Here is a 25,109-nt window from a genome sequence, read left to right as displayed (position 1 = left end):
CCGATGCCATTACACGGCTCTGGCCCGAAGCCGGGATGTTATTACTGCCGGAGGATGCGCGGCTGGTGCTGGATTCACGCCAGATTCAACCCGGCGATGTTTTCGTGGCCCTGCCCGGCACAAAAGTCGACGGTCGTCAGTACATCGACCAGGCCCGTGAAAAAGGTGCCGTGCTGTCGCTGGTGGCCCCGCCATGGCAGGAAGATGCCGATGACCTTCTGGTGCTTGACGGGTTATCGAACCGTCTGGGTCAGCTTGCGGCACTGGTGATGGGTGTGCCGGGTTCGCTTGAGCAGATTGCCGTGACCGGTACCAACGGCAAGAGCTCGGTCACTCATTACATCGCGGCCCTTAGCGAGGCGCTGGCCATGCCTGCCGGGATGATCGGCACACTGGGCAGTGGCCGCCCCGGGGCGCTCGACCACGCCGGGCTGACCACGCCGGATGCCATTTCACTGCAGCAGCGCCTGCGTGAGCTGGCAATGGCAGGCGCCAGGTGTGTGGCGCTTGAAGCCTCGTCACACGCACTGGATCAGCAGCGTCTGAGCGGCTGCCAAATTCGCGCCGCGGTCTTTACCAATCTGAGCCGTGATCATCTGGACTATCACCCCAGCATGGCGGCCTACGCCGCCGCCAAGGCCAGACTCTTTCAGCGTCCCGAGCTTGAGCTGGCCGTCGTCAACGCCGATGACGGGCTTGCTCGCCTGATGCTGGCGGGTGTACCCAGAGAGGCGCGGGTGCTGAAAGTGGGCAGTGAGGACACCCATGATTTTCAGGTGCGCCGCTGGCAGGTAGAGCGCCTTGGCCTTGAAGCCACCCTCATGACGCCGGAAGGCGAGCGCAGCCTGCGGCTGCCGCTGATGGGGCGCTTCAATCTGGACAACGTTGTGCTGGCCATCGCCACCCTGTATGGGCTGGGCAGCCCGCTTGACGCACTGCTGGAGGCCGCTGGCCGTCTGACGGCGGTACCGGGCAGAATGCAGCTGCTGACACGCTCAGGGGGCCCTGCGGTGGTCGTGGATTACGCCCATACCCCGGATGCGCTTCGCAATGCGCTGCTGGCCCTGCGCGAGCATGTGCCGGGCAGGCTCTGGTGCGTGCTGGGCTGCGGCGGCGAGCGCGACAGTGGCAAGCGGCCACTGATGGGCGGTGTGGCGGCGCTTCTGGCCGATGAAGTGGTGGTAACCGACGATAACCCCAGGGGCGAGTCACCCGACGATATCCGTCGCATGATCATGGCTGAAATGCCTGACGGCACGCACGTCAGGAACGTTGCCGGTCGTGCGCGGGCCATCGACGAGGTCGTGGCCGGTGCGCAGCCGGAAGACGTGATCCTGCTGGCAGGCAAGGGGCACGAGGATTACCAGGAGATTCAGGGCGTACGCTATCCCTTCAGCGACGTTGATGTGGCGTTGCAGGCGCTGGAGGCACACTGGCATGAGTAATACGCCGGAACGGCTCATTGAAGCACTGGGTCTGACAGATGATGCCATCATCGACCCTAAAGGCGATTTCAGGCGAGCCGCTGCCTGTCGCGTGGTGACCGATACACGAAGCCTTGCCCCGGGGGATGTGTTTCTGGCCCTTCGCGGTGAGCGCTTTGATGGTCATGACTTTCTTGAAACGGCCCGGGACAGGGGCGCTGTTGCCGCCATTGTCGAGGCGCCGGTCGAGGCGCCGGTCGAGGCGGGCATTGCGCAGCTGATCGTGGCCGATACGCGCCTGGCGCTGGGGCTTCTGGCCCGTTATCACCGCCTGCACTGGCAGGGACGGCTGGCCGCCATTACCGGCAATAGCGGCAAGACCACCGTGCGCGCCCTGTGCGAGGCGATTTTGTCACGCAGTGGGCCAACCCATGCCACACGAGGCAATCTCAACAACGATATCGGTGTGCCGCTGACGCTTTTGCAGCTGGATGACAGCTGTGCACAGGCTGTCATCGAGGCCGGTGCCAACCACACGGGCGAGATTGCCTGGACGACGTCGCTGGCCCGGCCGGATGTGGTGCTGATCAACAATGTTACCGATGCCCATATCGGCGAGTTCGGCAGTGCCGGCCATATTGCCCAGGCCAAGGCAGAGATCCTCTCGGGACTGTCACCCGATGGTGTGGCGATACTCAATCGCAACGATCGCTTTTACCCTGTCTGGGCAGCGCTGGCGTCAGGCCATGAGGTGCTGGATTTCGGCATTGACGTGCCTGCACGTGTTCAGGCCGTCGATATGGTCAGCGACGAGGGCTTTTATCGCTTTACCCTTGCCATCGACGGTGAGGAAATCGGTCGGGTGGCGCTGCCCCTGATGGGGCGCCATAACGTCATGAACGCGCTGGGGGCAGCGGCCGCGGCTCATGCCATGGGCTGCGCGCCAGTGCATGTACTGGCCGGGCTGAACGAGGCCGAGGGCGTGGCGCGGCGAATGATAATGATCGAAGGCATTCGCGGCACCACGCTGATTGATGACAGCTATAACGCCAACCCTGGCGCCATGCGCGCGTCACTGGATACCCTGGTGCAGCGGCCGGGGCCTCGCTGGTGCTTTCTCGGCGCCATGGGCGAGCTGGGGCATTACAGCGTCCAGGCGCATGAGGCGCTGGGGCACTACGCCCGTGACCTTGATATTGATCAGGTGGTGACGATCGGCGAGCCTGCCCGGGCGATTTCAACGGCGGCCGGTGCGCGCGGGCGTCATTTCGATGACTGGGCAGCCATGATCGATTTTGCCCGTCACTCCCTGCCGTCACAGGCCAGCGTGCTGATCAAGGGATCCCTTGATGCGGGGATGGACCGTCTGGTCAACGCACTTCGATCAGAATCTTCAGGTGATGACTCATAATGTTGCTCTTTCTTGCCGAACTGCTCGCTTCCTTTCAAACCAGCTTCAGCGTTTTCGGGTATCTGACCCTGCGAATGATTCTGGCCACCCTGACCGCGCTTTTGATCTCGCTGATGATCGGCCCCTGGGTCATTCGTCGGCTGGTGGCCGGTCAGATTGGTCAGGCCATTCGTGACGACGGCCCGCAGTCGCATCTGTCCAAGGCCGGCACGCCCACCATGGGGGGCGTGATGATTCTGATGTCGATCGCGATTTCCACCCTGTTATGGGCGGATCTGGGCAACCACTATGTCTGGCTGGTGCTGCTGGTCACACTGGGATTCGGTGCCATCGGCTGGGTTGACGACTATCGCAAGGTGGTCGAGAAGAATCCGCGTGGGTTGCCGGCCAAATGGAAGTATCTGTGGCAGTCGGTCATCGGTCTGACCGTGGCCGTGGCACTCTATTTCACGGCGGCGTCTCCCGTGGAGACCAGCCTGATCGTACCGTTTTTCAAAAGCATCGTGATTCAGCTCGGTCCCTTTTTCATTTTGCTCACCTATCTGGTCATCGTGGGCAGCTCCAATGCCGTTAACCTGACGGATGGCCTTGACGGGCTGGCGATCATGCCGACCGTGCTGGTCGCCATGGGGCTGGGTGTTTTTGCCTATGCCAGCGGCAATGCCATGTTTGCCGAGTATCTTCACATTCCCTCGGTCCCCGGGGCCGGTGAAATGGCCGTGTTCTGTGGCACCATCATCGGCGCGGGGCTGGGCTTTCTCTGGTTCAATACCTACCCCGCTCAGGTGTTCATGGGCGATGTCGGTGCGCTGGCACTGGGCGCGGCGCTGGGCGTGGTGGCCGTGGCCGTACGACAGGAAATCGTGCTTTTCATCATGGGCGGCGTCTTTGTCATGGAGACCGTGTCGGTCATTTTGCAGGTCGCCTCGTTCAAGCTGACCGGACGTCGCATCTTTCGCATGGCGCCGCTACATCACCACTTTGAATTGAAGGGATGGCCCGAGCCGCGCGTCATTATCCGTTTCTGGATCATTACGGTGGTGCTGGTGCTGTTGGGTCTGGCCACCCTGAAAATTCGCTGACATGGCAGCGGCTGACATGCTGATCGAGCCACATCACAACGTTGTTGTCGGGCTGGGCCGTTCGGGTCTGGCCATTGCCGAGCACCTGAGTCGCCGGGGTGAGGCCTTTGTCATGGCGGACACTCGGCCCAGGCCGCCCGGGTTTGAAGAATTTCAGCGCCTTTATCCGGACGCTCCGGTGCACTGCGGCGATCTGCGCGAGCTGGATCTTCAAAGGGCCGGCAGGGTCATTCTAAGCCCGGGTGTGGATACCCGTACGCCGGGACTGGAACAGTCCGGTCTTGAGGTGGTGGGTGAGACGGCGCTGTTTGTAGAAGCGCTGAGCGAGCGGTCGCAGCGCCCGATGTTGATCGCCATTACCGGCTCCAACGCCAAGTCGACGGTCACCACCCTGGTAGGTGACATGGCTCGCGCCTGCGGCATTGATGTGGCGGTCGGGGGCAACCTGGGCACGCCGGCGCTGACACTATTGAAGCAGCAGCCGACGGCTGAGTGTTTTGTGCTGGAGCTTTCCTCCTTTCAACTGGAAACAACGCCGCAGCTGGGCGCCGATATTGCCGTGTATCTCAATCTCAGCGGCGATCATCTGGATCGGCATGATGGTATGGCCGGCTACGCCCATGCCAAGCAGCAGATTTTCAACGGTGCCGGCGTTGGCATCATCAATCGCGATGATCCCGCTACGACGCCGTGCGAGACAGCGCAGGTGGCGCGTACTCTTTCCTTTGGCAGTGACAGGCCCGGCAGCGATGGGGACTGGGGGCTTGTCGCGCGCGACGCCGGTGTCTGGCTCATGAGGGGAGGGCAGTCAGTCATGGCCGCGCGCGACGTCATGATGCCGGGGCAGCACAATCTGCTTAACGTGCTGGCGGCACTGGCGGTCGGTCATGAGGCCGGCTGGTCATTGGATGACATGCTTCATACCGTGACGCACTTTGCCGGACTGCCGCATCGGGCGCAGCGGGTGGCCGACATCAACGGCGTCACCTGGATCAACGACTCCAAGGGCACCAACGTGGGGGCGACGCTTGCTGCCATCGAAGGCATCGGGGTAACCCTGACCGGTCGGTTGATTCTGCTGGCAGGCGGGGTAGGCAAGGGCGCCGACTTTACGCCACTGGCCGCACCGCTTGCCCGTCATGCCCGAGCCGTGGTGGTCTACGGGCGTGACCGTGAACTGCTGGCCCGCGCCCTGCGTGCGGCGGTAACGGTGGTGATCGTGGACACGCTCGAGCAGGCCATGCAACATGCGATGGGCGTGGCGCAACCGCGCGACGCCGTATTGTTGTCTCCTGCCTGCGCCAGTCTTGATCAGTTCGATAACTTCGAAGCACGCGGAGAGGCCTTCTGCGCGTGGCTCCAACAGTGGCAGCCTCATTCATGAAACCTCTGGCAGAACGTTTTTCCACCGAACGCCATGTCATCGACGGCTGGCTGGTGCTTTCGGCCATTACCCTGATGGTCATCGGCTGGATCATGGTGACGTCAGCCTCAACGGAAGTGGCCAACAGCCAGACCGGCAATCCGTGGTATTACAGCACTCGACACGGCATTTTCGTGCTGGCTTCCATCTCCATCGCGCTGCTGGTCATGCGCGTTCCGTCGGTGTGGTGGCGGGCCAACGGACCAACGCTATTGCTCATTGCCGCCATTTTGCTGGCCGCCGTGCTGATCGTGGGAAGAGAGGTCAACGGCAGCCGGCGCTGGATTCATCTTGGCCCGATCAATATCCAGGCCTCCGAAGTCGCCAAGTTCTGTCTGATTATCTATATCGCCGGTTATACCGAGCGTCATCTGACGCGGCTTCGTCGTAGCTGGTGGGGCTTCATGGCCCCCCTGATGCTGACCTTTGCGTTGGGGATTCTGCTGATTCTGGAGCCGGACTATGGCGCTGCGGTCGTGATGCTGGCCGCCACCATGGGCGTGCTGCTGCTGGCGGGGGCCTCCCTGTGGCGCTTTGTGCTGCTGACCGGGGGCGTGGTGACACTCGGCGCCTTTGTCGCGATATCAGAACCCTATCGCCTGGCCCGTATTGCCAGTTTTCTTGATCCGTGGGCCAACCAGTACGGCTCAGGATATCAGCTGACCCAGGCGCTGATTGCCTTCGGGCGCGGTGGCTGGAGCGGTCTGGGGCTTGGCAACAGCGTGCAGAAGCTCTTTTATCTGCCCGAGGCGCATACCGACTTTGTGTTTTCAGTGCTGGCGGAAGAGCTTGGCATGCTGGGCGCCGTAGGTGCGGTCGCGCTCTTTGCCATTCTGGTATATCGCTGCTTTCGCATCGGACGCAATGCCGAGGAGAGCGGTCATCTCTTTGCGGCCTATGTTTGCTATGGCATCGGCATCATTTTTGCCTCGCAGTCCTTTATCAATGTGGCGGTTAATGCCGGGCTGTTACCGACCAAGGGGCTGACGCTACCGCTTTTAAGCTATGGCGGGTCGAGTCTGATGGTCAGCGGTGCCATGGTAGGCGTGCTATTGCGCGTGGATGGGGAAACAAGAGGCCGCCGCCGCGCCGCGCGCAAGCGCTCTCGCAGTACGGCCTCCGAGGTGCCGGCATGAGCATGCAACCCAAAAGGGCCCTGATCATGGCCGGGGGCACCGGCGGCCACGTGGTTCCTGCCCTGTCGCTGGCGCGCGCGCTGCAGGCAAAAGGTGTCGAAATACACTGGCTGGGTACGCCGCGCGGTATTGAAAACACCCTGGTGCCCGAGGCCGGCATTCCCCTTCATCATGTCTCAATTGTCGGTCTGCGCGGTAATGGGGCACTGGGCTGGCTCAAGGCGCCCTGGCGGTTGTGGAAGGCCGTACGTCAGGCGCGTCGGATTATCAAATCACTGGATGTGTCTCTGGTGGTCGGGCTGGGCGGGTTTGCCAGCGGCCCTGGCGGGCTGGCCGCCTGGCTGATGAAAAGACCCCTGATCATTCACGAGCAGAATGCACTGCCGGGAATGACCAACAAGGCGCTGGCGCGGCTGGCCAGGCGTGTCTACGCCGCCTTCCCGGGTGCCTTCGATGAGGCTCGCCATCCGGTGGTGATCGGCAATCCGGTGCGTCAGGAGATTGCCGCTATCGGTGAGATTTCCCGAGAGATCGATACCCTGATGGGGCGGCCGCTGAGACTGCTGGTGGTAGGCGGGTCGCTGGGGGCGCAGGTGCTCAATGAGCGTGTACCTGCGGCACTTGGTTTAATGGCCGCCGACGTCCGGCCCGAGGTTCGACACCAGGCCGGTCGGGACAAGGAGGCCGCAACCATTGCGGCCTATCAGGAGGCGGGCGTCGAGGCGAGTGTTTCCGATTTTATTGGCGACATGGCACAGGCCTATGAGTGGGCCGATCTGGTGGTCTGTCGCAGCGGTGCGCTGACCGTCACCGAGCTGGCAGCGGCGGGCAGGGCATCGCTTCTAGTGCCATTTCCGCACGCGGTGGATGATCATCAGACCATCAATGCAAACTATCTGGTAAGGGCCGGTGCGGCGCAGTTGATTCCCCAGACCCGGATGAGCGTGCAGACATTGAGTGACACGCTGGCCGAGTTGCTGGATGCTCATCGTCTGCTGGAAATGGGACAGCGTGCCAGAAGCGTGGCGCAGCTGGAGGCGACCGACATCATGGCCCGGGGCTGTATGGAGACAGGTTTTGAGTAATCAGGTGCAGGCACGTAGCGGTATGCGTCGTATACGCTGTATTCATTTTGTGGGCATTGGCGGTTCCGGCATGTGCGGTATTGCCGAGGTGCTGGCCAATCAGGGATTTTGCGTCAGCGGTAGTGACCTGCGTGAATCTTCGGTCGTGGCCCATTTGCGCCAGTGCGGCATTCGTGTGGCCATCGGTCATCACGGCGACAATGTGCGAGATGCCGATGTCGTGGTGGTATCGAGTGCGGTGGACCCGGCCAATCCTGAAGTCATGACAGCGCGTGAACATCGGGTGCCGGTCGTGCGTCGCGCGGAAATGCTCGCCGAGCTGATGCGATTTCGTCACGGTATCGCCGTGGCGGGCACCCACGGCAAGACGACGACGACCAGTCTGACGGCAACGCTTCTGGCCGAGGGTGGGTTGGATCCGACCTTTGTAATCGGCGGACGACTCACCAGTGCCGGTAGCAATGCTCAGCTGGGGCAGGGCGACTATCTGGTCGCCGAGGCCGATGAGTCCGACGCCTCGTTTCTGCATCTTCAGCCGATGACGGCCATCGTGACCAATATCGATGCCGATCACATGGCGACCTATGAAGGTGACTTTGGGCGCCTGCAGGATACCTTCATCGAGTTTCTGCATAACCTGCCGTTCTATGGGCTGGCCATTGTCTGTCTTGATGATCCCATCGTGCGCGAGCTGCTGCCGAGAATTCAGCGCCACTTTGTCACCTATGGCTTTGACGAAGGCGCTGATTACCGCATCACCGACTTCTCTCAGCAGGGCGATACCGTCTCGTTTACGGCCTGTCGGCCTGCCCCCCATGCGCCGATTGCCATCCGCCTGGCCATGCCCGGGCGCCATAACGCGCTTAACGCCATGGCGGCGATTGCGGTGGCCACGGACGCCGGTGTCAGCGATGCATCGATCGTTCAGGCCCTGGCGGGATTTGCCGGCGTTGGGCGACGCTTTCAGGTACAGGGGCATTACCATCTACCTGACAGCAGCGACAACAACCTGCCGGTGATGCTGGTGGATGACTACGGGCATCATCCTCGCGAAGTGGAAATGGTCATTCGTGCTGTTCGCGAGGGCTGGCCGGATCGGAGGCTGGTCATGATCTATCAGCCGCATCGCTACTCCAGAACCCACGATCTTTATGAGGATTTCGTACGGGTGCTCTCGGGCGTGGATCAGCTCCTGCTGCTGGACGTTTACAGCGCCGGCGAAACACCCATTACCGGCGCTGACTCGCGCGCCCTGGCAGGGTCCATTCGTCAGCGTGGGCAGACATCGCCACTGTTTGTCGAAAGTCGCGAAGCGCTGGCAGACATATTGGGCAACGTACTGGATGACAACGATATTCTGATCACGCAGGGGGCCGGGGATATCGGTGGTATCAGCACTGCGCTGGCCCAATGTGAACTCAGGCTCAAGGAGGTCGCCCTGTAATGAGTGGGGTCCTTAAAAGCTTTTGTCCGGTGCAGGGCGTTCAATGACAACGGCAACCTCCAATCGCCTGCTGGGGCTGATTCTTATTGTGGCGCTGCTGGTGGCAGGTGGTCGCACGCTCTGGATATGGCTGGACAAGCCCATTGAGCATGTGTCCATTCGAGGTGATCTGGAGTATGTCAATGCCGCCTACCTGCAGGATCAGCTGTCGCCCCTGATTGCCGGGCAGAGCTGGCTGTCCGTCGATATCGGCCAGCTGCGCAATGCAGCGCTTGAGGTGCCATGGCTCAAGGATGTGCGTCTTTCAAGGCGCTGGCCGGATGCGCTGACGTTTGAGCTCTATGAACAGCGCCCCGTGGCCTGGTGGAACGATGACTCGCTGCTCAACGCACAGGGCGAACCCTTTGCGGCCGGCCCCATCAGCAATGTGGGTGAAAAACCATGGCTGGCCGGTCCTGGAGGTAGCGGTGCGGAAGTGCTTGCCTATTATGATGCGCTGAAAACGCAGTTTGCGCGGCTGGACATGACCATTACGCAACTTCGACTCGAACCACGCGGTGCCTGGCGGGTACAGCTCGATAATGCCTTCTGGATCATGCTTGGGAGAACGGATCTGGATATGCGCCTTGAGCGTTTTATTACGGCATGGCAGCGTGGGCTTTCAGCGAGTAGAGACGATATCCGCTATATCGATTTGCGTTATCCCAACGGGGTCTCGGTGGCGTGGCATGGCGAAAACGAGCCCGAAAATGATAATTCAGATGGATAAATGGAACGTTCTCGTTAAGTTGCGTAAAAACACGGGCCATGAAAGGTAATGGGTATTTCTTTCGCTTTAAAATCACCGTATTCTCGGTGAGGCTTTTCATTATTATTAACGCGTAATTACGCCAGTTACTTTTTTAATTGGATGCGATTGAGATAATTGTGCGTATTAACAGGTTGATCAGGGAGTAGGCCCGACCTATGGCAGGAGAAACCAACGCTTCCAATATGGTAGTCGGGCTGGATATCGGAACATCCAAGGTTGTGGCCATTGTTGGACAACCCACCGATGACGGCGGTATAGAAATTGCCGGCATCGGTTCCCACCCCTCGCATGGCATGAAAAAAGGGGTGGTCATCAATATCGAATCCACGGTGCAGTCCATTCAGCGCGCCGTTGAAGAAGCCGAGCTGATGGCAGGATGTGACATTCATTCTGTCTATGTCGGTATTGCAGGCAGCCATATCAGTTCCATGAATTCCGATGGTGTTGTGGCCATCAAGGAACGTGAAGTAGCGCCGTCCGATATCGATCGTGTCATAGATTCCGCCCGGGCACGTGCCATTTCCGAAGGTCAGCGAATTCTGCATGTGTTGCCGCAGGAGTATGCCATTGATACCCAGGAAGGGATTCGTGAGCCGCTGGGCATGTCGGGAGTGCGTCTTGAGGCGCGGGTACATCTGGTGACAGCGGCGCTCAATGCGGTCCAGAACATTGAAAAATGCGTACGTCGCTGTGGTCTGGAAGTGGATGACATCATTCTCGAACAACTGGCCTCAAGCTATGCCGTATTGACCGAGGATGAGCGCGAACTGGGTGTGTGCATGGTGGATATCGGGGGCGGCACTACCGATATTGCCGTCTTTACCGAAGGCGCCATTCGACACACCGCGGTCATTCCCATTGCCGGTGATCAGGTCACCAACGATATCGCCATGGCACTGCGTACGCCGACCCAGTATGCAGAAGACATCAAGGTCAAATATGCCTGTGCGCTGACACAGCTGGCGTCCAGTGATGAAATGATCAAGGTACCAAGCGTTGGCGATCGTCCGGCGCGGGATCTTTCCAGGCAGCATCTGGCCGAGGTGGTCGAGCCTCGCTATGAAGAACTTTTTACGCTGGTGCGCGAGGAACTTCGGCGCAGCGGGTATGAAGATCTGGTGGCTGCCGGTATCGTGTTGACAGGTGGCACCTCAAGAATGGAAGGGGTGGGGGAGCTGGCAGAAGAGATATTCCATATGCCGGTGCGCATTGCCTGTCCGCAGAACGTGCGAGGGCTGGCAGATGTCGTGCGCAATCCAATTTATTCGACCGGCGTTGGTTTGTTACTCTACGGCATGAAATATTCTCGCTACTCGCGTTCTACGGCCCAACCCCGCCGGGAAGAGCAGCCAAGACGTTACCAGTCCGAGCGCCAGGACAACGAGCGGCTCTCCTCAACCATTACGCGGATCAAGGGCTGGTTAAAAGGAAATTTCTGACAGGACTGCCTTGGCGGTCCAGGAGACGGGGTTATGTTTGAGCTTGTAGACAATGCGCCATCCAGCAGCGCGGTAATCAAGGTAATCGGCGTAGGTGGTGGCGGCGGCAACGCTGTCAACCACATGGTCGAAAGCAATATCGAAGGCGTTGAATTCATCTGCGCGAATACCGATGCGCAGGCGCTCAAGAGAGTTGCTGCCAAGACCGTTTTGCAGCTGGGCAGTGAAATTACCAAGGGACTGGGTGCCGGGGCAAACCCGGAAGTCGGCCGTCAGGCTGCCATGGAAGACCGCGAACGCATTGCCGAGCTCCTGCAGGGTGCTGACATGGTCTTCATTACCGCCGGTATGGGTGGCGGTACCGGTACCGGCGGTGCGCCTGTCGTGGCGCAGGTGGCCAAGGAGCTGGGCATTCTGACCGTGGCTGTTGTCACGCGCCCCTTCCCCTTTGAAGGTCCCAAGCGTCAGCGTGCTGCCGAGGAGGGCATGAAGGAGCTCTCCGAGCATGTTGATTCCCTGATTACCATTCCCAATGAAAAGCTTCTGACGGTGCTGGGCAAGAATGCCAGCCTGCTGACGGCGTTCAGTGCTGCCAATGACGTACTGCTGGGTGCGGTCCAGGGTATCGCGGAGCTGATTACCAGTCCGGGTATCATCAACGTCGACTTTGCTGACGTTCGCACGGTGATGTCCGAGATGGGCATGGCCATGATGGGTACCGGCACGGCCATGGGCGAAAATCGCGCTCGTGAAGCTGCCGAGAAGGCCATTCGCAGTCCGCTTCTGGAAGATATCGATCTCAACGGCGCGCGCGGCATTCTGGTCAACATTACGGCGGGTCCGGACCTCTCCATCGGTGAATTCAACGATGTGGGCGCCACGGTCCAGGAATTCGCTTCCCAGGACGCCACCATCGTGGTGGGTACTGCCATCGATATGGAGATGACCGACGATCTGCGCGTTACCGTTGTGGCCGCAGGCCTTGATGGTCGCGTAGAGAAGGCCACGCCGCGACAGACCCAGACGTCTCGCAGTGATCAATCTGACTATCGCCGCATGGCACGTCAGCCGGCAGTTTCCCGCCAGCAGGCCGCCTCACGCGATGCGCGCGAAAAGGAGAAGGAAAAGGAGCAGCAGAAGGCTTCCCGTGAACGACGTCAGAAGTCGCAGGAAATGGATGACTATCTCGATATTCCAGCCTTCCTGCGTCGCCAGGCAGACTGATGTGATTGGGCGGCCCTTCGGGGTCGCCAACTTTTGTGGTGGTAATAAAAGTATAATAATCGACTAATCGAACACTGTTCGTTGTCGAAATCCAAGGGAACTGTTACCATATAAACAACTGTTTGAATGTTTCCTGCCTGGTAGCTCAGACTATGATCCGTCAAAGAACATTACAGAACACCATTCGTGCGACAGGCGTTGGCCTGCATTCAGGTAAAAAGGTTTACCTGACACTGCGCCCAGCGCCGGCCAATACCGGAATCGTGTTTGTCCGTACCGACCTGGACCCGGTCGTTCGCATCCCGGCACACCCGGAAAACGTCCATTTTACGACCATGTGTACCGCCGTTGCCGTGGGCGATGTGCGTGTGTCCACCGTTGAACATCTGATGTCGGCCTTTGCGGGCCTGGGCATCGACAATGCCTTTGTCGATCTCAGTGAACCCGAAGTGCCCATCATGGATGGTAGCGCCGGCCCGTTCGTCTTTCTGATTCAGTCGGCAGGTATTGCCGAACAGGAGGCGGCCAAGAAGTTTATCCGCATCAAGCAGGAGCTGACGGTCAAGGATGGCGACAAGTACGCTACCTTCCTGCCGCACGATGGTTTCAAGGTCAGCTTTGCCATTGACTTCGATCATCCTGTCTTTGCCAGCCAGAAGCAGACGACAAGCGTTGATTTCTCGACGACCTCGTTTGTGAAGGAAGTCAGTCGCGCACGTACCTTTGGCTTCATGCGTGATATCGAATTCCTTCGCTCCCAGAACCTGGCGTTGGGGGGAAGTCTGGACAATGCCATCGTTGTCGACGAGTACCGTATCCTCAATGAAGATGGTCTTCGCTACGAAGATGAATTTGTGCGCCACAAGGTACTTGATGCCATCGGCGATCTTTACCAGCTGGGCTATAGCCTGATTGGCGAGTTCCGAGGGTACAAGTCCGGTCACGGGCTCAACAATCAGCTGGTCCGGGCTCTGCTTCAGCATCAGGAAGCCTTTGAAATCGTGACCTTCGAGGATCGTGAAACCTCACCGATTTCCTACTCCGAACCGGCCATGGCCATGTAATCCAACGGGTTACGCCAGCAGGATATCCAACAGTCTGCGAGGGCACCGATCATTGATCGGTGCCCTTTTTTTATCAGCAGTAACCGTGGTTATTCGCTGTCCTGACCCGCATGAGAGGCCAGCCGCTCAAGCGATTTTCTAAGACGAGGGCTTGTTGTATCGCGAGCGCATTCACGAAGCTGGGAGGCTGCCGTTTCTGGAAGCTCGCGAGTCCGTGGATGCGGGGTATAGACAGGTTTGATGGGGCGTACCTTGAAGGTCAGGCCCGAAAGATCGTGAAAGGCGGGAAGCTGTCGCAGCAGAGTCAACAGGCGCTGGCGTTCAAAGCGCAGCCACGTCAGCCAGACAGCGCGATCGGTCATCAGCGTCAGATTGCCATCGTGATAGCCACCGACGCGAACATGATCACTGAGCTCATCGGGCAGCGTCTTGAGAAGGTGTTCCTGTGCCTCAAGGAGAACACCTGCCGTATGAATCAGCGGTGCCAGAGAGCCGCGGGTGCGTAACAATTGCCCCACGGGCTGGGCGCGTACTCCTTTACCCTTTATACTCATGGCCCTGCCGCGCGATCATTAAGGATGGCGCCAATTTATCACGGCTGATCCTCAGATTGACAGCATGACCCATCCCGCTCGCACATTCCGTCTGCCTCGGGGCTTCAGGACCCGATGGTGGCTGGCCGGCCTCCTGATTGGCTGTCTTTTGCCAATAGGCATGGCTGATGCTCGCCTTGATGGCACGGCTGCCCAACTGATCCGGATCTGCTTTCATTCGCCAGAGCATATTCGTGCCGAGTCCCGTCGTCGCTATCGCCTCAGGCGACTGGTATTACGCTTCTGGTGGCTGCCGGTGGCTCTGCTTCGTGTCGTGCGCACGGTGTTGCCTGTGCGACCCTGGCTTGGCATGCCGACAGGCCATGATGTGCTGTCGCGCCGCGGCCCGCCTTCGACGTGTCATTGCCCTTGTAAATGACATGACACGACGACACAGGATAAAGAGATGCTGAATACGCTGTTACGCAAGATGGTCGGCAGCAAGAACGACCGTGAAGTCAGACGCATACGCAAGGCCGTCACAAAGGTCAATGCACTGGAAGAGTCCCTGAGTGCCCTTGATGACCAGGCACTGCAACAGCAGACGAGTAAACTTCGTGAGCGTCTTGCCAATGGTGAGACGCTCGACAAGCTGTTGCCCGAGGCCTTTGCGACCGTGCGTGAGGCGACCCAGCGCGTCATGGGCATGCGCCAGTTTGATGTCCAGATGATCGGTGGCATGGCGCTGAATGAAGGCCGCATTGCCGAGATGAAAACCGGCGAGGGCAAGACGCTGGTAGCCACGCTTGCCGTTTATCTCAATGCGTTGCCGGGGCTGGGCGTGCACGTGGTCACGGTCAATGACTACCTGGCGCGTCGTGACGCTGACTGGATGCGCCCGCTGTATGAATTTCTGGGCCTGTCCGTGGGTGTCATCTATGCCGGTCAGCAGCCGCGTGACAAGCGTAATGCCTATGCCTGCGATATTACCTACGGCACCAACAACGAATACGGCTTTGACTATCTGCGCGACAACATGGCCTTTTCACAGGCTGAAAAGGTCCAGCGCAAGCTCAACTACGCCATCATCGACGAAGTGGACTCGATTCTGATCGACGAGGCGCGCACGCCGCTGATCATTTCGGGCCCGGTGGATGAAAATGTCGATATCTATCGCACCATCCATCAGCTGGTCGCGCCGCTGGTACCCAGCGAGGATCCCGAGGATCCGGAGACCGGCGACTTCGTCATCGATGAGAAACAAAAGCAGATCGAGCTGACCGAACGCGGCCACAACGAGATCGAAAACATTCTTCGCCAGGCCAATCTGCTCCCCGATGAAGACTCCCTGTATGCCGCTCATAACCTTGGGCTTTTGCATCATGTGGCGGCCGCGCTAAGGGCCAAGCATCTTTTCCACCGCGACGTGGACTATGTGGTGGCCAAGGGTGAGGTCATCATCGTTGATGAGCACACCGGGCGTACCATGCACGGGCGTCGCTGGTCCGAAGGCCTGCACCAGGCGGTCGAGGCCAAGGAGAACGTGGAAGTTCAAAAGGAGAGCCAGACGCTGGCGTCCACCACCTTCCAGAATTACTTCCGTCTCTATGACAAGCTCTCGGGCATGACCGGCACGGCGGATACCGAGGCCTTCGAATTCCGTGAGATCTATGATCTCGATGTGCTGGTCATTCCGACCAACAAGCCACGCGCGCGCAAGGACCTCAACGACCTGGTCTTCATGACGACCCAGGAGAAGTTCGAGGCCATCATTGAAGACATCAAGGAGAAACAGGCCGAGGGGCGTCCGATCCTGGTCGGCACGGCCTCGATCGAAAGCTCCGAGGTACTCTCGGAGATGATGCGCAAGCAGCAGCTGGCCCACAATGTCCTCAATGCCAAGCAGCACGATCGTGAAGCGGAAATCATCGCTCAGGCCGGCCGGCCGGCATCGGTCACCATCGCCACCAACATGGCCGGTCGCGGTACCGACATCATGCTGGGCGGTAACTGGGAGTCCGAAGTGGCTGCGCTCGATAACCCGAGCGAGGCCGCCATTGAGGCCATCAAGGCCGAGTGGAAAAAGCGCCATGATGCCGTGATCGAGGCGGGCGGTCTGCACGTGATTGGTACCGAGCGCCATGAATCGCGCCGTATCGATAACCAGTTGCGCGGGCGTTCCGGCCGTCAGGGCGACCCGGGTTCCACCCGCTTTTTCCTGTCGCTGGAAGATAACCTGATGCGTCTGTTCGGCTCCGAACGGGTGCAGAAAATGATGGGTGTTCTGGGTCTTGAAAAGGGCGAGGCCATCGAGCACAAGATGGTCAGCAACGCAGTGGAACGTGCCCAGCGCAAGGTTGAAGGGCGCAACTTCGACATGCGCAAGCAGCTGCTGGAATACGATGACGTGGCCAACGATCAGCGTCGCGTCGTCTATGAACAGCGTGACGAGATCCTGGCGTCCGATAATGTCTCCGACAACGTTCAGGGCCTGCGCGTCGAGATGCTGGATCACGCCATCTCAAGCTATGTGCCACCGCAAAGTCTGGCCGAACAGTGGGATCTGGTCGGGCTTGAAGAACACCTGCGCCAGGAGTTCAATCTGGAGGCGCCGGTCGCCGCCTGGGCGCGCGATGATGAAGGCTTCCACGAAGAGATGCTGCGCGAACGGCTGCACGAGCAGCTTCGCCAGGCGTGGGTAGCGAAAGAAGCAGCCGTGGGTGATGAGACCATGCGCCGCTTTGAAAAGCAGGTCATGCTTCAGGTGCTCGATACCCGCTGGAAGGAACATCTGCAGTCGATGGACCATCTGCGTCGCGGCATTCACCTTCGCGGCTACGCGCAGAAAAATCCCAAGCAGGAATACAAGCGCGAATCCTTCGAGCTGTTTCAGACGCTTTTGCACAACATTAAATCCGATGTGGTGCGCATTCTCAGTCACGTTCAGGTGCGCCAGCAGGCGGACCCCGAAACGCTCGAACGCGAGCGTCGGGAAAACCTGGAGCGTGAGCAGCAGGCCAGCGAGATGACGCGCACCGATGTCGCTCATGAAGATGTGCCGGCGCCCGAGGTGAGCGAAGAGGCCGTGGCTGCTGCCGAGGCCGTGCAGAATCCAACCGTACGACGTGATGAACCGAAGGTGGGGCGTAACGATCCCTGCCCGTGCGGCTCAGGCAAAAAGTACAAGCACTGTCATGGCAGTCTCAGCAATTAGTCATCGGTGCCACAACGTTGCCCGGCGGCCCTATCGGCACCGGGCAGACAACATGGACAGCAGAGGGCAGTGGTCATGGCCGTAGGTAACGCGCATTTTCCGGATATGCCTCGCATCGAAGGGCTGCGGCTGGGCACTGCCCGGGCAGGCATCAAGAAGCCGGATCGACGTGATCTGGTGATTTTTGAACTGACTGAAGGCAGTCATGTGGCAGCCACCTTTACCCGCAACGCCTTTTGCGCGGCACCGGTACATGTGGCCCGGCGACATCTTGCCGACGGCGCGCCGCGCTATCTGCTGATCAACACCGGCAATGCCAATGCCGGTACCGGTGAGCAGGGCATGAAGGATGCGCTGGCCTGCTGCGCCGCGCTTGCCGAGCGGACCGGACAGTTGCCCGAGCAGGTGTTGCCCTTTTCCACCGGCGTGATCGGCGAGCCCTTGCCGGTCGAGCGGATTCGGGGCGGTCTGGATGAGGCGCTGAGCTCGCTGGATGACGGGCAGTGGCAGGCCGCGGCTGAAGGCATCATGACCACCGATACGCGGCCCAAGGGCGCGACGCGCACGATCACGATCGAGGGTCAGCCGGTCACCATTAACGGCATCTCCAAGGGCGCCGGCATGATCTGCCCCAACATGGCGACCATGCTGGCCTTTGTGGCCACCGATGCTGCGATCAGACATGACACGCTGCAGACCCTGTTGCGTGATAGTGTCAATCGCAGTTTCAATCGCATCACCATCGACTCCGATACGTCTACCAATGATGCCTGCACGCTGGTGGCGACGGGCCGTGGCGCTGCTCTTGAAAGCGATGAGGCGCTGGCGCAGTTTGCCGAGGCGCTTGATGATGTGCTGCTGACGCTGGCTCAGGCCATCGTGCGTGACGGCGAAGGGGCGACCAAGTTTGTCACGGTCACCATCGAAGAGGCCGCCAGTGACGAAGAAGCGCTGGCCGTTGCCTTTAGTGTGGCGCACTCGCCGCTGGTCAAGACGGCTCTCTATGCCAGCGACGCCAACTGGGGCCGCCTTCTGATGGCAGTGGGCAAGGTGCCCATCAGTGATTTTGATGTCAGCCAGGTGGCCATCGATATCAACGGGGTCATCATCGCCAGACAGGGCGGCCGCGCCCAGGAGTACCGTGAAGAGGCGGGTGCTGCCGTCATGGCCGAGGAAGAGATCAACATCACCATCCATCTGGGACGTGGCACGGCGCAGGAGCAGGTCTGGACCTCGGATCTCTCCCACGATTACGTTTCCATCAATGCCGATTACCGCAGCTAACGCACGCCGTTTGTGCGCTGTCATTATTAAATCCCGGGGTGGCGAGCAGGTTGTGCCACTCCCTTTACCGATCGATATTCACGCATCATGAAAGGTCATGCCAGCATGCCGAAAAGAAGGGTACATGTCGCCGCTGCGGCCATTTTCAACGATCAGGGCCAGGTGCTGATTGCACGGCGGCCATCGATTGCCGATCAGGGCGGACTGTGGGAATTCCCCGGTGGCAAGCTGGCCCCTTATGAAACCGGGCTTGAAGCACTGCGTCGTGAGCTGCGCGAAGAGCTTGGCATCAGTATCCAGCGCGCTCAGCCGCTGATTCGCGTGCATCATGAGTATCCCGACAAGCATATTCTGCTCGATGTCTGGGAAACGCATGATTTCGAGGGGGAGCCCTGGGGACGTGAAGGGCAGGCCGTACGCTGGGTCAGCCCGGATGACCTGCACCGCTACGCCTTCCCGGCAGCCAACGGGCCCATCATTCGCGCCGTGATTCTGCCCCACGACTATCTGATTACGGGTGAGGCCGCTGATGAGGCAGCGTTTGATCGCATGCTCGAGCGCGCGCTGGCGGAAGATGACATCAAGCTGGTGCAGCTGCGGGCCCATGATCTGGACGAAAAGGCCTACCAGGCCCGCGCCGAACGCACACTGGCAAGGTGCCGCGAGCATGGCGCATCGCTGATCCTCAACTGCTCGCTGGAGACCTTCAGGGCCGTGGGGGCTGACGGGCTGCATCTGCCCAGTCGGGAGCTGATGGCACTGACGCACCGTCCCGTGGAGGATGGTCAGTGGCTGGCCGCTTCCACGCACAACGAGGAGCAGCTTGCCCAGGCCCAGCGGCTGGGCTGTGATTTCGTGACGCTGTCACCGGTGCGCGAAACGCCCAGCCATCCGGGCGCTGTCACCATCGGCTGGCATGATCTGCAGCAGATGGTCGAGGAGGTCACCATGCCGGTGTATGCCCTGGGCGGCACCACGCGTGATGATGGCGACCGGGCCCGCGCCGTGGGGGCCCAGGGCATTGCCTCGATCCGTGAATTCTGGCGTTAAGCCGGTCTCATGGGCAAAAAAAGGGCCACCCCGTCGGGGTGGCCCTTTTGCTTTCATGGCGGTTCAAGGTCATGACCCTGAGCATGGCGGGCGGCTAGTCGCCCCGCTCGATGCGATTCATGAGTTCATCAAGGCTGGCATCATCCATGGCGGGCTCACCGGCAATGCGGTGTGACTCGTCCGCCCAGGCCCCCAGGTCAATCATCTTGCAGCGTTTGGAGCAAAACGGGCGCCAGGGATTATCACTGGTCCAGTAAAGTCGCTTGCCGCACTGGGGGCAGGGCACTACAGGTGTCTGGCTCTCATCATTCATGGGCGTTGTACTGACTGGCAAGCTGGCGGTAAAAAAGATCAAGCCGATCGATGCGGGCATCGACGACGTGAAAGCTGCCGACATTGTCGATAACGTCGTCGGCGCTGGCAAGTCGCCGATTGCGTGACATCTGGGCGTCCACGATGGCGCGCGCCTGTGTCTCTGAAACACCATCACGCTCGCAGGTCCTTCTGATCTGCTCCTCGGGGGGCACATCAATGACCAGAATCCGGTTGACCAGCTGGTGCTGATCGGTTTCCAGCAGCAGCGGTGACACCAGCAGGGCGTAGGGGCCCGAGAACGTTTCAAGGCGCTGCATCAGCCGTTCCCGGATACGCGGGTGCGTAATGGCCTCGAGATCCTGGCGTGCCCGGGCGTCATCGAAAATGATCTGACGCAGGGCGGCCCGGTTCAGTTCGCCCCCCTCGGTCATGACGCTGTCGCCAAAGCGTTCGTGGATTTCTGCCAGCGCGGGCTCACCCGGCATGACCACCTCGCGCGCCAGATGATCCACATCCACCCAGTCTGCGCCGCGCCGCGCGAAGGCTTCGGCGATGGTGGTCTTGCCGGCGGCAATGCCCCCGGTCAGGCCGATAATCAGCATGAAAGCTCCCACAGATAACCGTTGTGATGCCCGGGGGCAAAAAATGTATGCATGATCTAGATCGAAGAGAGGCCGATGACGGTGTAATAAAGCTCGATCACCCTATCACCTCCCAGCAGTACCAGCATGCCGGCCGCGCTTAGAAAGGGGCCAAAGGGCATGGGTGCCCCCCGCAGTCGGGGCAGCAACAGCTGTAGAATGATACCGAGCACGGCACCTGCGGTCGCCGAGAGCACCAGAATCAGCGGCAGACTCTGCCAGCCACACCAGGCCCCCAGTGCGGCCAGCAGCTTGAAATCTCCCCGGCCCAGACCCTCTTTACCGGTGGCAAGCCGAAAGAGCCAGTAAAACCCCCAGGCGATGCTGTAACCGGCCGCCGCGCCGATAACGGATTCGGCCAGCCTGTCGGGATGCGCCGTCGATTGATACAAAAGCCCGCCCCACAGCAGCGGCAGGGTGAGCACATCCGGCAGCAGCAGGGTGCGCAAATCAATCACGGCCAGAGTCAACAGCGTCAGGCCGGCGAGCGCGAAGGCAAGCCCGGTGAATGTCAGGCCATGGAGCCACACGACCCAGAGCACCAGCGCAAGGCTCGCCGCCTCGACCAGCGGATACTGCACGCTGATGTGACCCTGGCACTGTGCACAGCGCCCCCGACGCTTCAGATAACCCACCAGGGGAATATTGTCATGCCAGGCAATGGTGGTGTCACATTCCGGACAGCGCGAGCGTGGCACCAGCAGATTGTAGGTTGTCTGCGTCTGTGTCTGCGTCTGCGTCTGTGTCGATGACGTTAGTGCCAGTGTCTGATGCGCCTCCAGCGTCCACTGTCGGGACAACATGACGGGCAGCCGGGCGATCACGACATTGAGAAAGCTGCCCAGGGTCAGAGCCAGCAGTGCCACGAAAACCAGCAGAAGGGGATCGGTAAGCGGGAGCATCATGAGATTCCTATATGGCGCTGCCAAGATCGAACACGGGCAGATACATCGAGACCACCACGCCACCGACCAGAGAGCCGAGTACCACGATGATCAGGGGCTCCAGAAGGGTCGTGAGCGTATCGACCCGGCTTTCGACCTCGGCGTCATAAAAATCGGCCACCCGGTTGAGCATGGCCTCCAGTGAGCCGGACTCTTCACCGATCGCCACCATCTGCAGGGCCATAGGTGTGAAAAGGCCCGTGTTGCGCAGGGCAAAATGCAGCTGCTGACCGGCGCTGACATCCTCACGAACACGTTCGATGGCCTGCTCGAACACCAGGTTGCCGCAGACGCCGCCGGCCGTTTCCAGCGCCGACATCAGGGGTACCCCGGCGGCAAAGGTGGTGGCCAGAGTGCGTGAAAAGCGCGCGATGGCGGCCCTTTCGATGACCGGGCCAATCACCGGAAGCCTGAGCACCAGGCGGCTGGCCTGAAATGCCAGTGCCGGTGAGCGTTTCAGCAGGCGGCGGATGAAAAATCCGATGGCTATCGTTGCCAGCAGTACCTGCCACCACAGGCGCTGTGCGGCCTCCGAGAGTGCAATGGTGATCCGGGTCGGGGCCGGTAGTTCAGCGCCAAAACTTGCAAACATGCTTTCAAACTGTGGCACGACCTTGATCAACAGCAGTGCGGTCACGCCGATACCGACCGCCACGACGGCGGCAGGATAATACAGCGCCTTGCGAACGCGACCCCTGAGGGTATCAAGGCGCTCCTTGTTGGTGGCCACGCGGTCAAGCATGCGATCAAGAGCGCCGGCCTGTTCACCGGCCTCGACCAGATGAACGAAGAGTTGATCGATATGGCGTGGATGCGCCGCCAGGGCCTGGGAAAAGCTCATGCCACTTGAGACGTCATGCTTGAGTGTCTCGATGAAATGGCGCAGCGCCGGGCGATTGGTGCCATTGGCGACCGCTTCCAGAGATTGCAGCAAGGGGACGCCGGCACGAATCATGGTGGCCATCTGCCGGGCAAACAGAGTGATATCCTGGCCCTTGATGCGATGCCCCGTGCCAGGCAGGGAGCGCTTGCGAATCAGGCGGGTCACGATAATGCCCTGCGAGGACAGCTGGCGGCGAATGTCATGCTCGCTGACGCCGTGCATCTCCCCCCTGACCCGCTCGCCACGGGCGTTTTTGCCCATCCAGCGAAAGGTGATGGCCTCGCCCGGGGAGGCAGACGAGCGTTTTGGCAGGGCGGAAGACGCCATGGGAATGATTACTCCTGAATGATCCGGTTAAGTTCTTCCAGCGTGGTCAGCCCTGCCAGTACCTTTTGAAGGCCGCTGCGACGCAGGTCACGATGGCCTTCGCGCCTTGCCTGCTCTGCCAGTGCCATGGCCCCGGCATCCTGCATGATCAGATGGCTCATGGCGGATGAAACCGGCACCATTTCATAGATGCCCACACGGCCCCGGTAGCCATGGGTACAGTGCTCACAGCCCACGGCCTGATACAGCGTGGCCCGGTCGATTTCATCGTCTTCAAGCCCCTGATGCTTGAGCACGTCACGGGGCAGGGCCACCGGCTGGCGGCAACGATCACACAGACGGCGTGCCAGTCGCTGGGCGATGATCAGGCTGATGGAGGTGGCAATGTTAAACCCGGCCACGCCCATGTTGCCCAGTCGGGTCAGGGTCTCGGCAGCCGAATTGGTGTGCAGGGTCGACAGCACCAGATGACCGGTCTGGGCAGCCTTGATGGCCACTTCCGCCGTTTCCAGATCGCGAATCTCACCCACCATCACCACGTCAGGGTCCTGACGCAGAAAGGCGCGCAGGGCGGCGGCGAAGTCAAAGCCGATCCCCGGGCGTACGTTGACCTGATTAATGCCTTCAAGCTTGATCTCGACCGGGTCTTCGGCCGTGGCAATGTTGCGCGCTTCGGTGTTGAGCAGGTTGAGCGCGGTATACAGCGTGACGGTCTTGCCGCTGCCGGTGGGGCCGGTGACCAGAATCATGCCCTGCGGTCGAGCAATGGCCTGTTCAAAAACGCTGCGCTGCTCCGGTGTGAAGCCCAGCGCATCGATGCCCATGCGGGCACTGTCCGGGTCCAGCAGACGCATCACGATCTTCTCACCAAAGAGCGTTGGCAGGGTGTTGACGCGAAACTCGACATGGCGTTTTGTCGACAGCTTCAGGCGCAGGCTGCCGTCCTGAGGCAGGCGCCGCTCGGAGATATCCAGTTTTGCCATCACCTTGATGCGTGCTGCAATGCGCTGGCGGAGCTGGGTCGGCGGTCGCGAGGCCTCCATGAGAATGCCGTCGATGCGAAAGCGGATGCGAAAGCTCTCCTCAAACGGCTCGAAATGAATATCAGAGGCGCCACGGCGAATGCCGTCCAGCAGGATCTGTTTGACGAAGCGTACCACCGGCGCATCATCGCTGGACTGGAAGGAGGCGTCTTCTGCGTGCTCCGCAATATCTCCCTCTTCAAGCGCCAGCGTCTCGATGGCGTTTTGACCCTCCAGCAGTGCCAGTGCCCCTTCGCCGTGAATTTCCAGATACTGCTCAAGCCTTGAGGCGAGCTGATCGCCCGGTGCCAGCACGCCTTCCACGCTCATGCCGATCACGAACTGAAGCTCATCCAGCACGGGCAGGCGGGAAGGGTCATCCACCGCCACGATCAGGCAGCGCTCCAGGCGCATTAGAGGCAAAACGCCCAACCGACGAATCATGGATTCGGGCAGGCCCTGCAGCGGCGGCAGGTGCGCCACCGCAATGGCCTCCAGATCGACACAGCCGAGCCCGAAGGCCCAGCCGGCGCTTTGAAGGGCATCGCGCTGCGATACGCCGGTCTCTTCGGTAATGAGCTTGAGGAGCGGGCGCTTTTCCCGGTGCGCCTGCTCTTCGAGTGCCAGCGCATGCTCGGCCTCCAGCAGGCCATCCTCGACCAGCTGGTGGGCGAGGCTGCGCAGGGGGTTGGCAGACAGCTGAGTGAGGGCATCCGACATACACGTGCGTCCATATGGCCAGAGGGGAATGGCGACCTGTCCCTGTTATCGGCGGGCGTTCATTTCTCTAAAGTTCCCGGCGCTTTTGTCGTTAAGGGCTCTGCGTCAATCAAGTATCCAACGCAAAATATACCGTTATCCTGCCTGTTCGTGCAGGACCTTATGCATTCAATCAAGAAGGGCACGTCAATGGCAGGCAGGCAGGGTGGTTTTACGTTGATCGAACTGATGATCGTGGTCGCCATCATCGGTGTACTGGCGGCCATTGCCGTGCCGCGATATCAGGACTATGTGGCAAGATCAGAAGTGGCTTCAGGGCTGGCCTCAATTCGAGGCACGCAAACAGCAATCGAGGAAGCTGTGCTTCGTGGAGAATCGATCAGTATTACGCCAGATACTAAAGGTTTTATCGGTCTTACCAATGAACAGGTGAAACTGGGTACCTTGACTGTCCCGGATACTAATTCCGGTAATACTGGAGTAGCTTCTGTTCAGTTAGATTTTGACACAGGAGCAAATTCGACCTTGCGAAGCAAACATATCAAACTTTCAAGAACAGTGGATGGTGTCTGGAACTGTACTACTGATGTTGCTCCCGAATATAAGCCGCGTGGTTGTGAGAATGGCTGAGGC

The 25,109-nt window shown here is 60.1% G+C and carries 21 protein-coding genes; 15 read left to right on the top strand and 6 right to left on the bottom strand.

Annotated elements, in window-relative coordinates; genetic code table 11:
- Nucleotides 1–35: 35 nt before the first annotated feature.
- From C8D72_RS05950 to lpxC, 11 genes are all read left to right on the top strand, one after another.
- Complete coding sequence (locus C8D72_RS05950; protein WP_245955183.1) at nucleotides 36–1,445, top strand: UDP-N-acetylmuramoyl-L-alanyl-D-glutamate--2,6-diaminopimelate ligase; 1,410 nt, start codon at nucleotides 36–38, stop codon at nucleotides 1,443–1,445.
- Nucleotides 1,438–2,835 (top strand): UDP-N-acetylmuramoyl-tripeptide--D-alanyl-D-alanine ligase, encoded by a 1,398-nt coding sequence (locus tag C8D72_RS05945; RefSeq protein ID WP_115853418.1) that lies wholly within the window; start codon nucleotides 1,438–1,440, stop codon nucleotides 2,833–2,835. Before C8D72_RS05950 ends, C8D72_RS05945 begins: the two co-directional genes overlap by 8 nt.
- Nucleotides 2,835–3,917, top strand: coding sequence for a phospho-N-acetylmuramoyl-pentapeptide-transferase (gene mraY / locus C8D72_RS05940; protein ID WP_115853417.1), 1,083 nt, complete (start codon nucleotides 2,835–2,837; stop codon nucleotides 3,915–3,917). The genes C8D72_RS05945 and mraY overlap by 1 nt, the downstream gene beginning before the upstream one ends.
- A gap of 1 nt (nucleotide 3,918) precedes the next feature.
- Nucleotides 3,919–5,301: a UDP-N-acetylmuramoyl-L-alanine--D-glutamate ligase gene (gene murD / locus C8D72_RS05935; protein ID WP_245955162.1), complete on the top strand. Its 1,383-nt coding sequence runs from the start codon at nucleotides 3,919–3,921 to the stop codon at nucleotides 5,299–5,301.
- A complete protein-coding gene (gene ftsW, locus C8D72_RS05930) occupies nucleotides 5,298–6,476 on the top strand; it encodes a putative lipid II flippase FtsW (RefSeq protein ID WP_115853416.1) in 1,179 nt (392 codons plus the stop codon). Before murD ends, ftsW begins: the two co-directional genes overlap by 4 nt.
- Before the next feature lie 2 nt (nucleotides 6,477–6,478).
- Nucleotides 6,479–7,561: an undecaprenyldiphospho-muramoylpentapeptide beta-N-acetylglucosaminyltransferase gene (gene murG / locus C8D72_RS05925; RefSeq protein ID WP_115853415.1), complete on the top strand. Its 1,083-nt coding sequence runs from the start codon at nucleotides 6,479–6,481 to the stop codon at nucleotides 7,559–7,561.
- 22 nt (nucleotides 7,562–7,583) lie between these two features.
- Nucleotides 7,584–9,005 carry a UDP-N-acetylmuramate--L-alanine ligase gene (gene murC, locus C8D72_RS05920; protein ID WP_245955182.1) on the top strand — a complete coding sequence of 474 codons (1,422 nt, stop codon included), beginning with the start codon at nucleotides 7,584–7,586 and terminating at the stop codon, nucleotides 9,003–9,005.
- Between the two features lie 43 nt (nucleotides 9,006–9,048).
- Complete coding sequence (locus C8D72_RS05915; protein WP_115853413.1) at nucleotides 9,049–9,774, top strand: cell division protein FtsQ/DivIB; 726 nt, start codon at nucleotides 9,049–9,051, stop codon at nucleotides 9,772–9,774.
- Nucleotides 9,775–9,971: 197 nt separating this feature from the next.
- A complete protein-coding gene (gene ftsA, locus C8D72_RS05910; protein ID WP_115853412.1) occupies nucleotides 9,972–11,255 on the top strand; it encodes a cell division protein FtsA in 1,284 nt (427 codons plus the stop codon).
- Between the two features lie 33 nt (nucleotides 11,256–11,288).
- Nucleotides 11,289–12,479, top strand: a complete 1,191-nt coding sequence (gene ftsZ, locus C8D72_RS05905; RefSeq protein ID WP_115853411.1) for a cell division protein FtsZ — start codon at nucleotides 11,289–11,291, stop codon at nucleotides 12,477–12,479.
- A gap of 152 nt (nucleotides 12,480–12,631) precedes the next feature.
- Entirely contained in the window at nucleotides 12,632–13,543 is a 912-nt protein-coding gene (gene lpxC / locus C8D72_RS05900; protein WP_115853410.1) for a UDP-3-O-acyl-N-acetylglucosamine deacetylase, read from the top strand.
- Nucleotides 13,544–13,632: 89 nt separating this feature from the next.
- Here lpxC and C8D72_RS05895 read toward each other — a convergent pair whose 3' ends face one another.
- Complete coding sequence (locus C8D72_RS05895) at nucleotides 13,633–14,061, bottom strand: DUF721 domain-containing protein (protein ID WP_342768065.1); 429 nt, start codon at nucleotides 14,059–14,061, stop codon at nucleotides 13,633–13,635.
- A gap of 481 nt (nucleotides 14,062–14,542) precedes the next feature.
- Between C8D72_RS05895 and secA the strand changes: the two genes are divergently transcribed.
- From secA to C8D72_RS05875, 3 genes are all read left to right on the top strand, one after another.
- A complete protein-coding gene (secA, locus tag C8D72_RS05885) occupies nucleotides 14,543–17,290 on the top strand; it encodes a preprotein translocase subunit SecA (RefSeq protein ID WP_115853407.1) in 2,748 nt (915 codons plus the stop codon).
- A 75-nt stretch (nucleotides 17,291–17,365) separates the two neighbouring features.
- On the top strand, nucleotides 17,366–18,574 hold the full coding sequence (argJ, locus tag C8D72_RS05880) for a bifunctional glutamate N-acetyltransferase/amino-acid acetyltransferase ArgJ (protein ID WP_115853406.1): 1,209 nt from the start codon (nucleotides 17,366–17,368) through the stop codon (nucleotides 18,572–18,574).
- A 105-nt stretch (nucleotides 18,575–18,679) separates the two neighbouring features.
- A complete protein-coding gene (locus C8D72_RS05875; RefSeq protein ID WP_115853405.1) occupies nucleotides 18,680–19,624 on the top strand; it encodes a Nudix family hydrolase in 945 nt (314 codons plus the stop codon).
- A gap of 94 nt (nucleotides 19,625–19,718) precedes the next feature.
- On the opposite strand, the gene yacG is transcribed toward C8D72_RS05875, so the two are convergent.
- The 5 genes from yacG to pilB are packed head-to-tail and all read right to left on the bottom strand — an operon-like array spanning nucleotide 19,719 to nucleotide 24,476.
- Entirely contained in the window at nucleotides 19,719–19,937 is a 219-nt protein-coding gene (gene yacG / locus C8D72_RS05870; protein WP_115853404.1) for a DNA gyrase inhibitor YacG, read from the bottom strand.
- The gene (gene coaE, locus C8D72_RS05865) at nucleotides 19,930–20,541 is read right to left on the bottom strand and encodes a dephospho-CoA kinase (RefSeq protein WP_115853403.1); all 612 of its coding nucleotides are present in this window, start codon (nucleotides 20,539–20,541) and stop codon (nucleotides 19,930–19,932) included. The genes yacG and coaE overlap by 8 nt, the downstream gene beginning before the upstream one ends.
- Nucleotides 20,542–20,597: 56 nt before the next feature.
- A complete protein-coding gene (locus C8D72_RS05860; protein ID WP_115853402.1) occupies nucleotides 20,598–21,485 on the bottom strand; it encodes a prepilin peptidase in 888 nt (295 codons plus the stop codon).
- A 7-nt stretch (nucleotides 21,486–21,492) separates the two neighbouring features.
- Nucleotides 21,493–22,734 (bottom strand): type II secretion system F family protein, encoded by a 1,242-nt coding sequence (locus C8D72_RS05855; RefSeq protein ID WP_115853401.1) that lies wholly within the window; start codon nucleotides 22,732–22,734, stop codon nucleotides 21,493–21,495.
- Nucleotides 22,735–22,742: 8 nt separating this feature from the next.
- Nucleotides 22,743–24,476, bottom strand: coding sequence for a type IV-A pilus assembly ATPase PilB (gene pilB, locus C8D72_RS05850; RefSeq protein ID WP_115853400.1), 1,734 nt, complete (start codon nucleotides 24,474–24,476; stop codon nucleotides 22,743–22,745).
- 162 nt (nucleotides 24,477–24,638) lie between these two features.
- Here pilB and C8D72_RS05845 point away from each other — a divergent pair, with 162 nt between their 5' ends.
- Nucleotides 24,639–25,106: a pilin gene (locus C8D72_RS05845; protein ID WP_281271602.1), complete on the top strand. Its 468-nt coding sequence runs from the start codon at nucleotides 24,639–24,641 to the stop codon at nucleotides 25,104–25,106.
- The last annotated feature ends 3 nt before the right edge of the window (nucleotides 25,107–25,109 follow it).

Origin of the sequence: Kushneria indalinina DSM 14324 (genome assembly GCF_003385845.1) — a bacterium.
Taxonomy (GTDB): Bacteria; Pseudomonadota; Gammaproteobacteria; order Pseudomonadales; family Halomonadaceae; genus Kushneria; species Kushneria indalinina.
The sequence above is the reverse complement of the archived record's forward strand: the minus strand, read 5'-3'. Positions and strand labels throughout refer to the sequence as shown.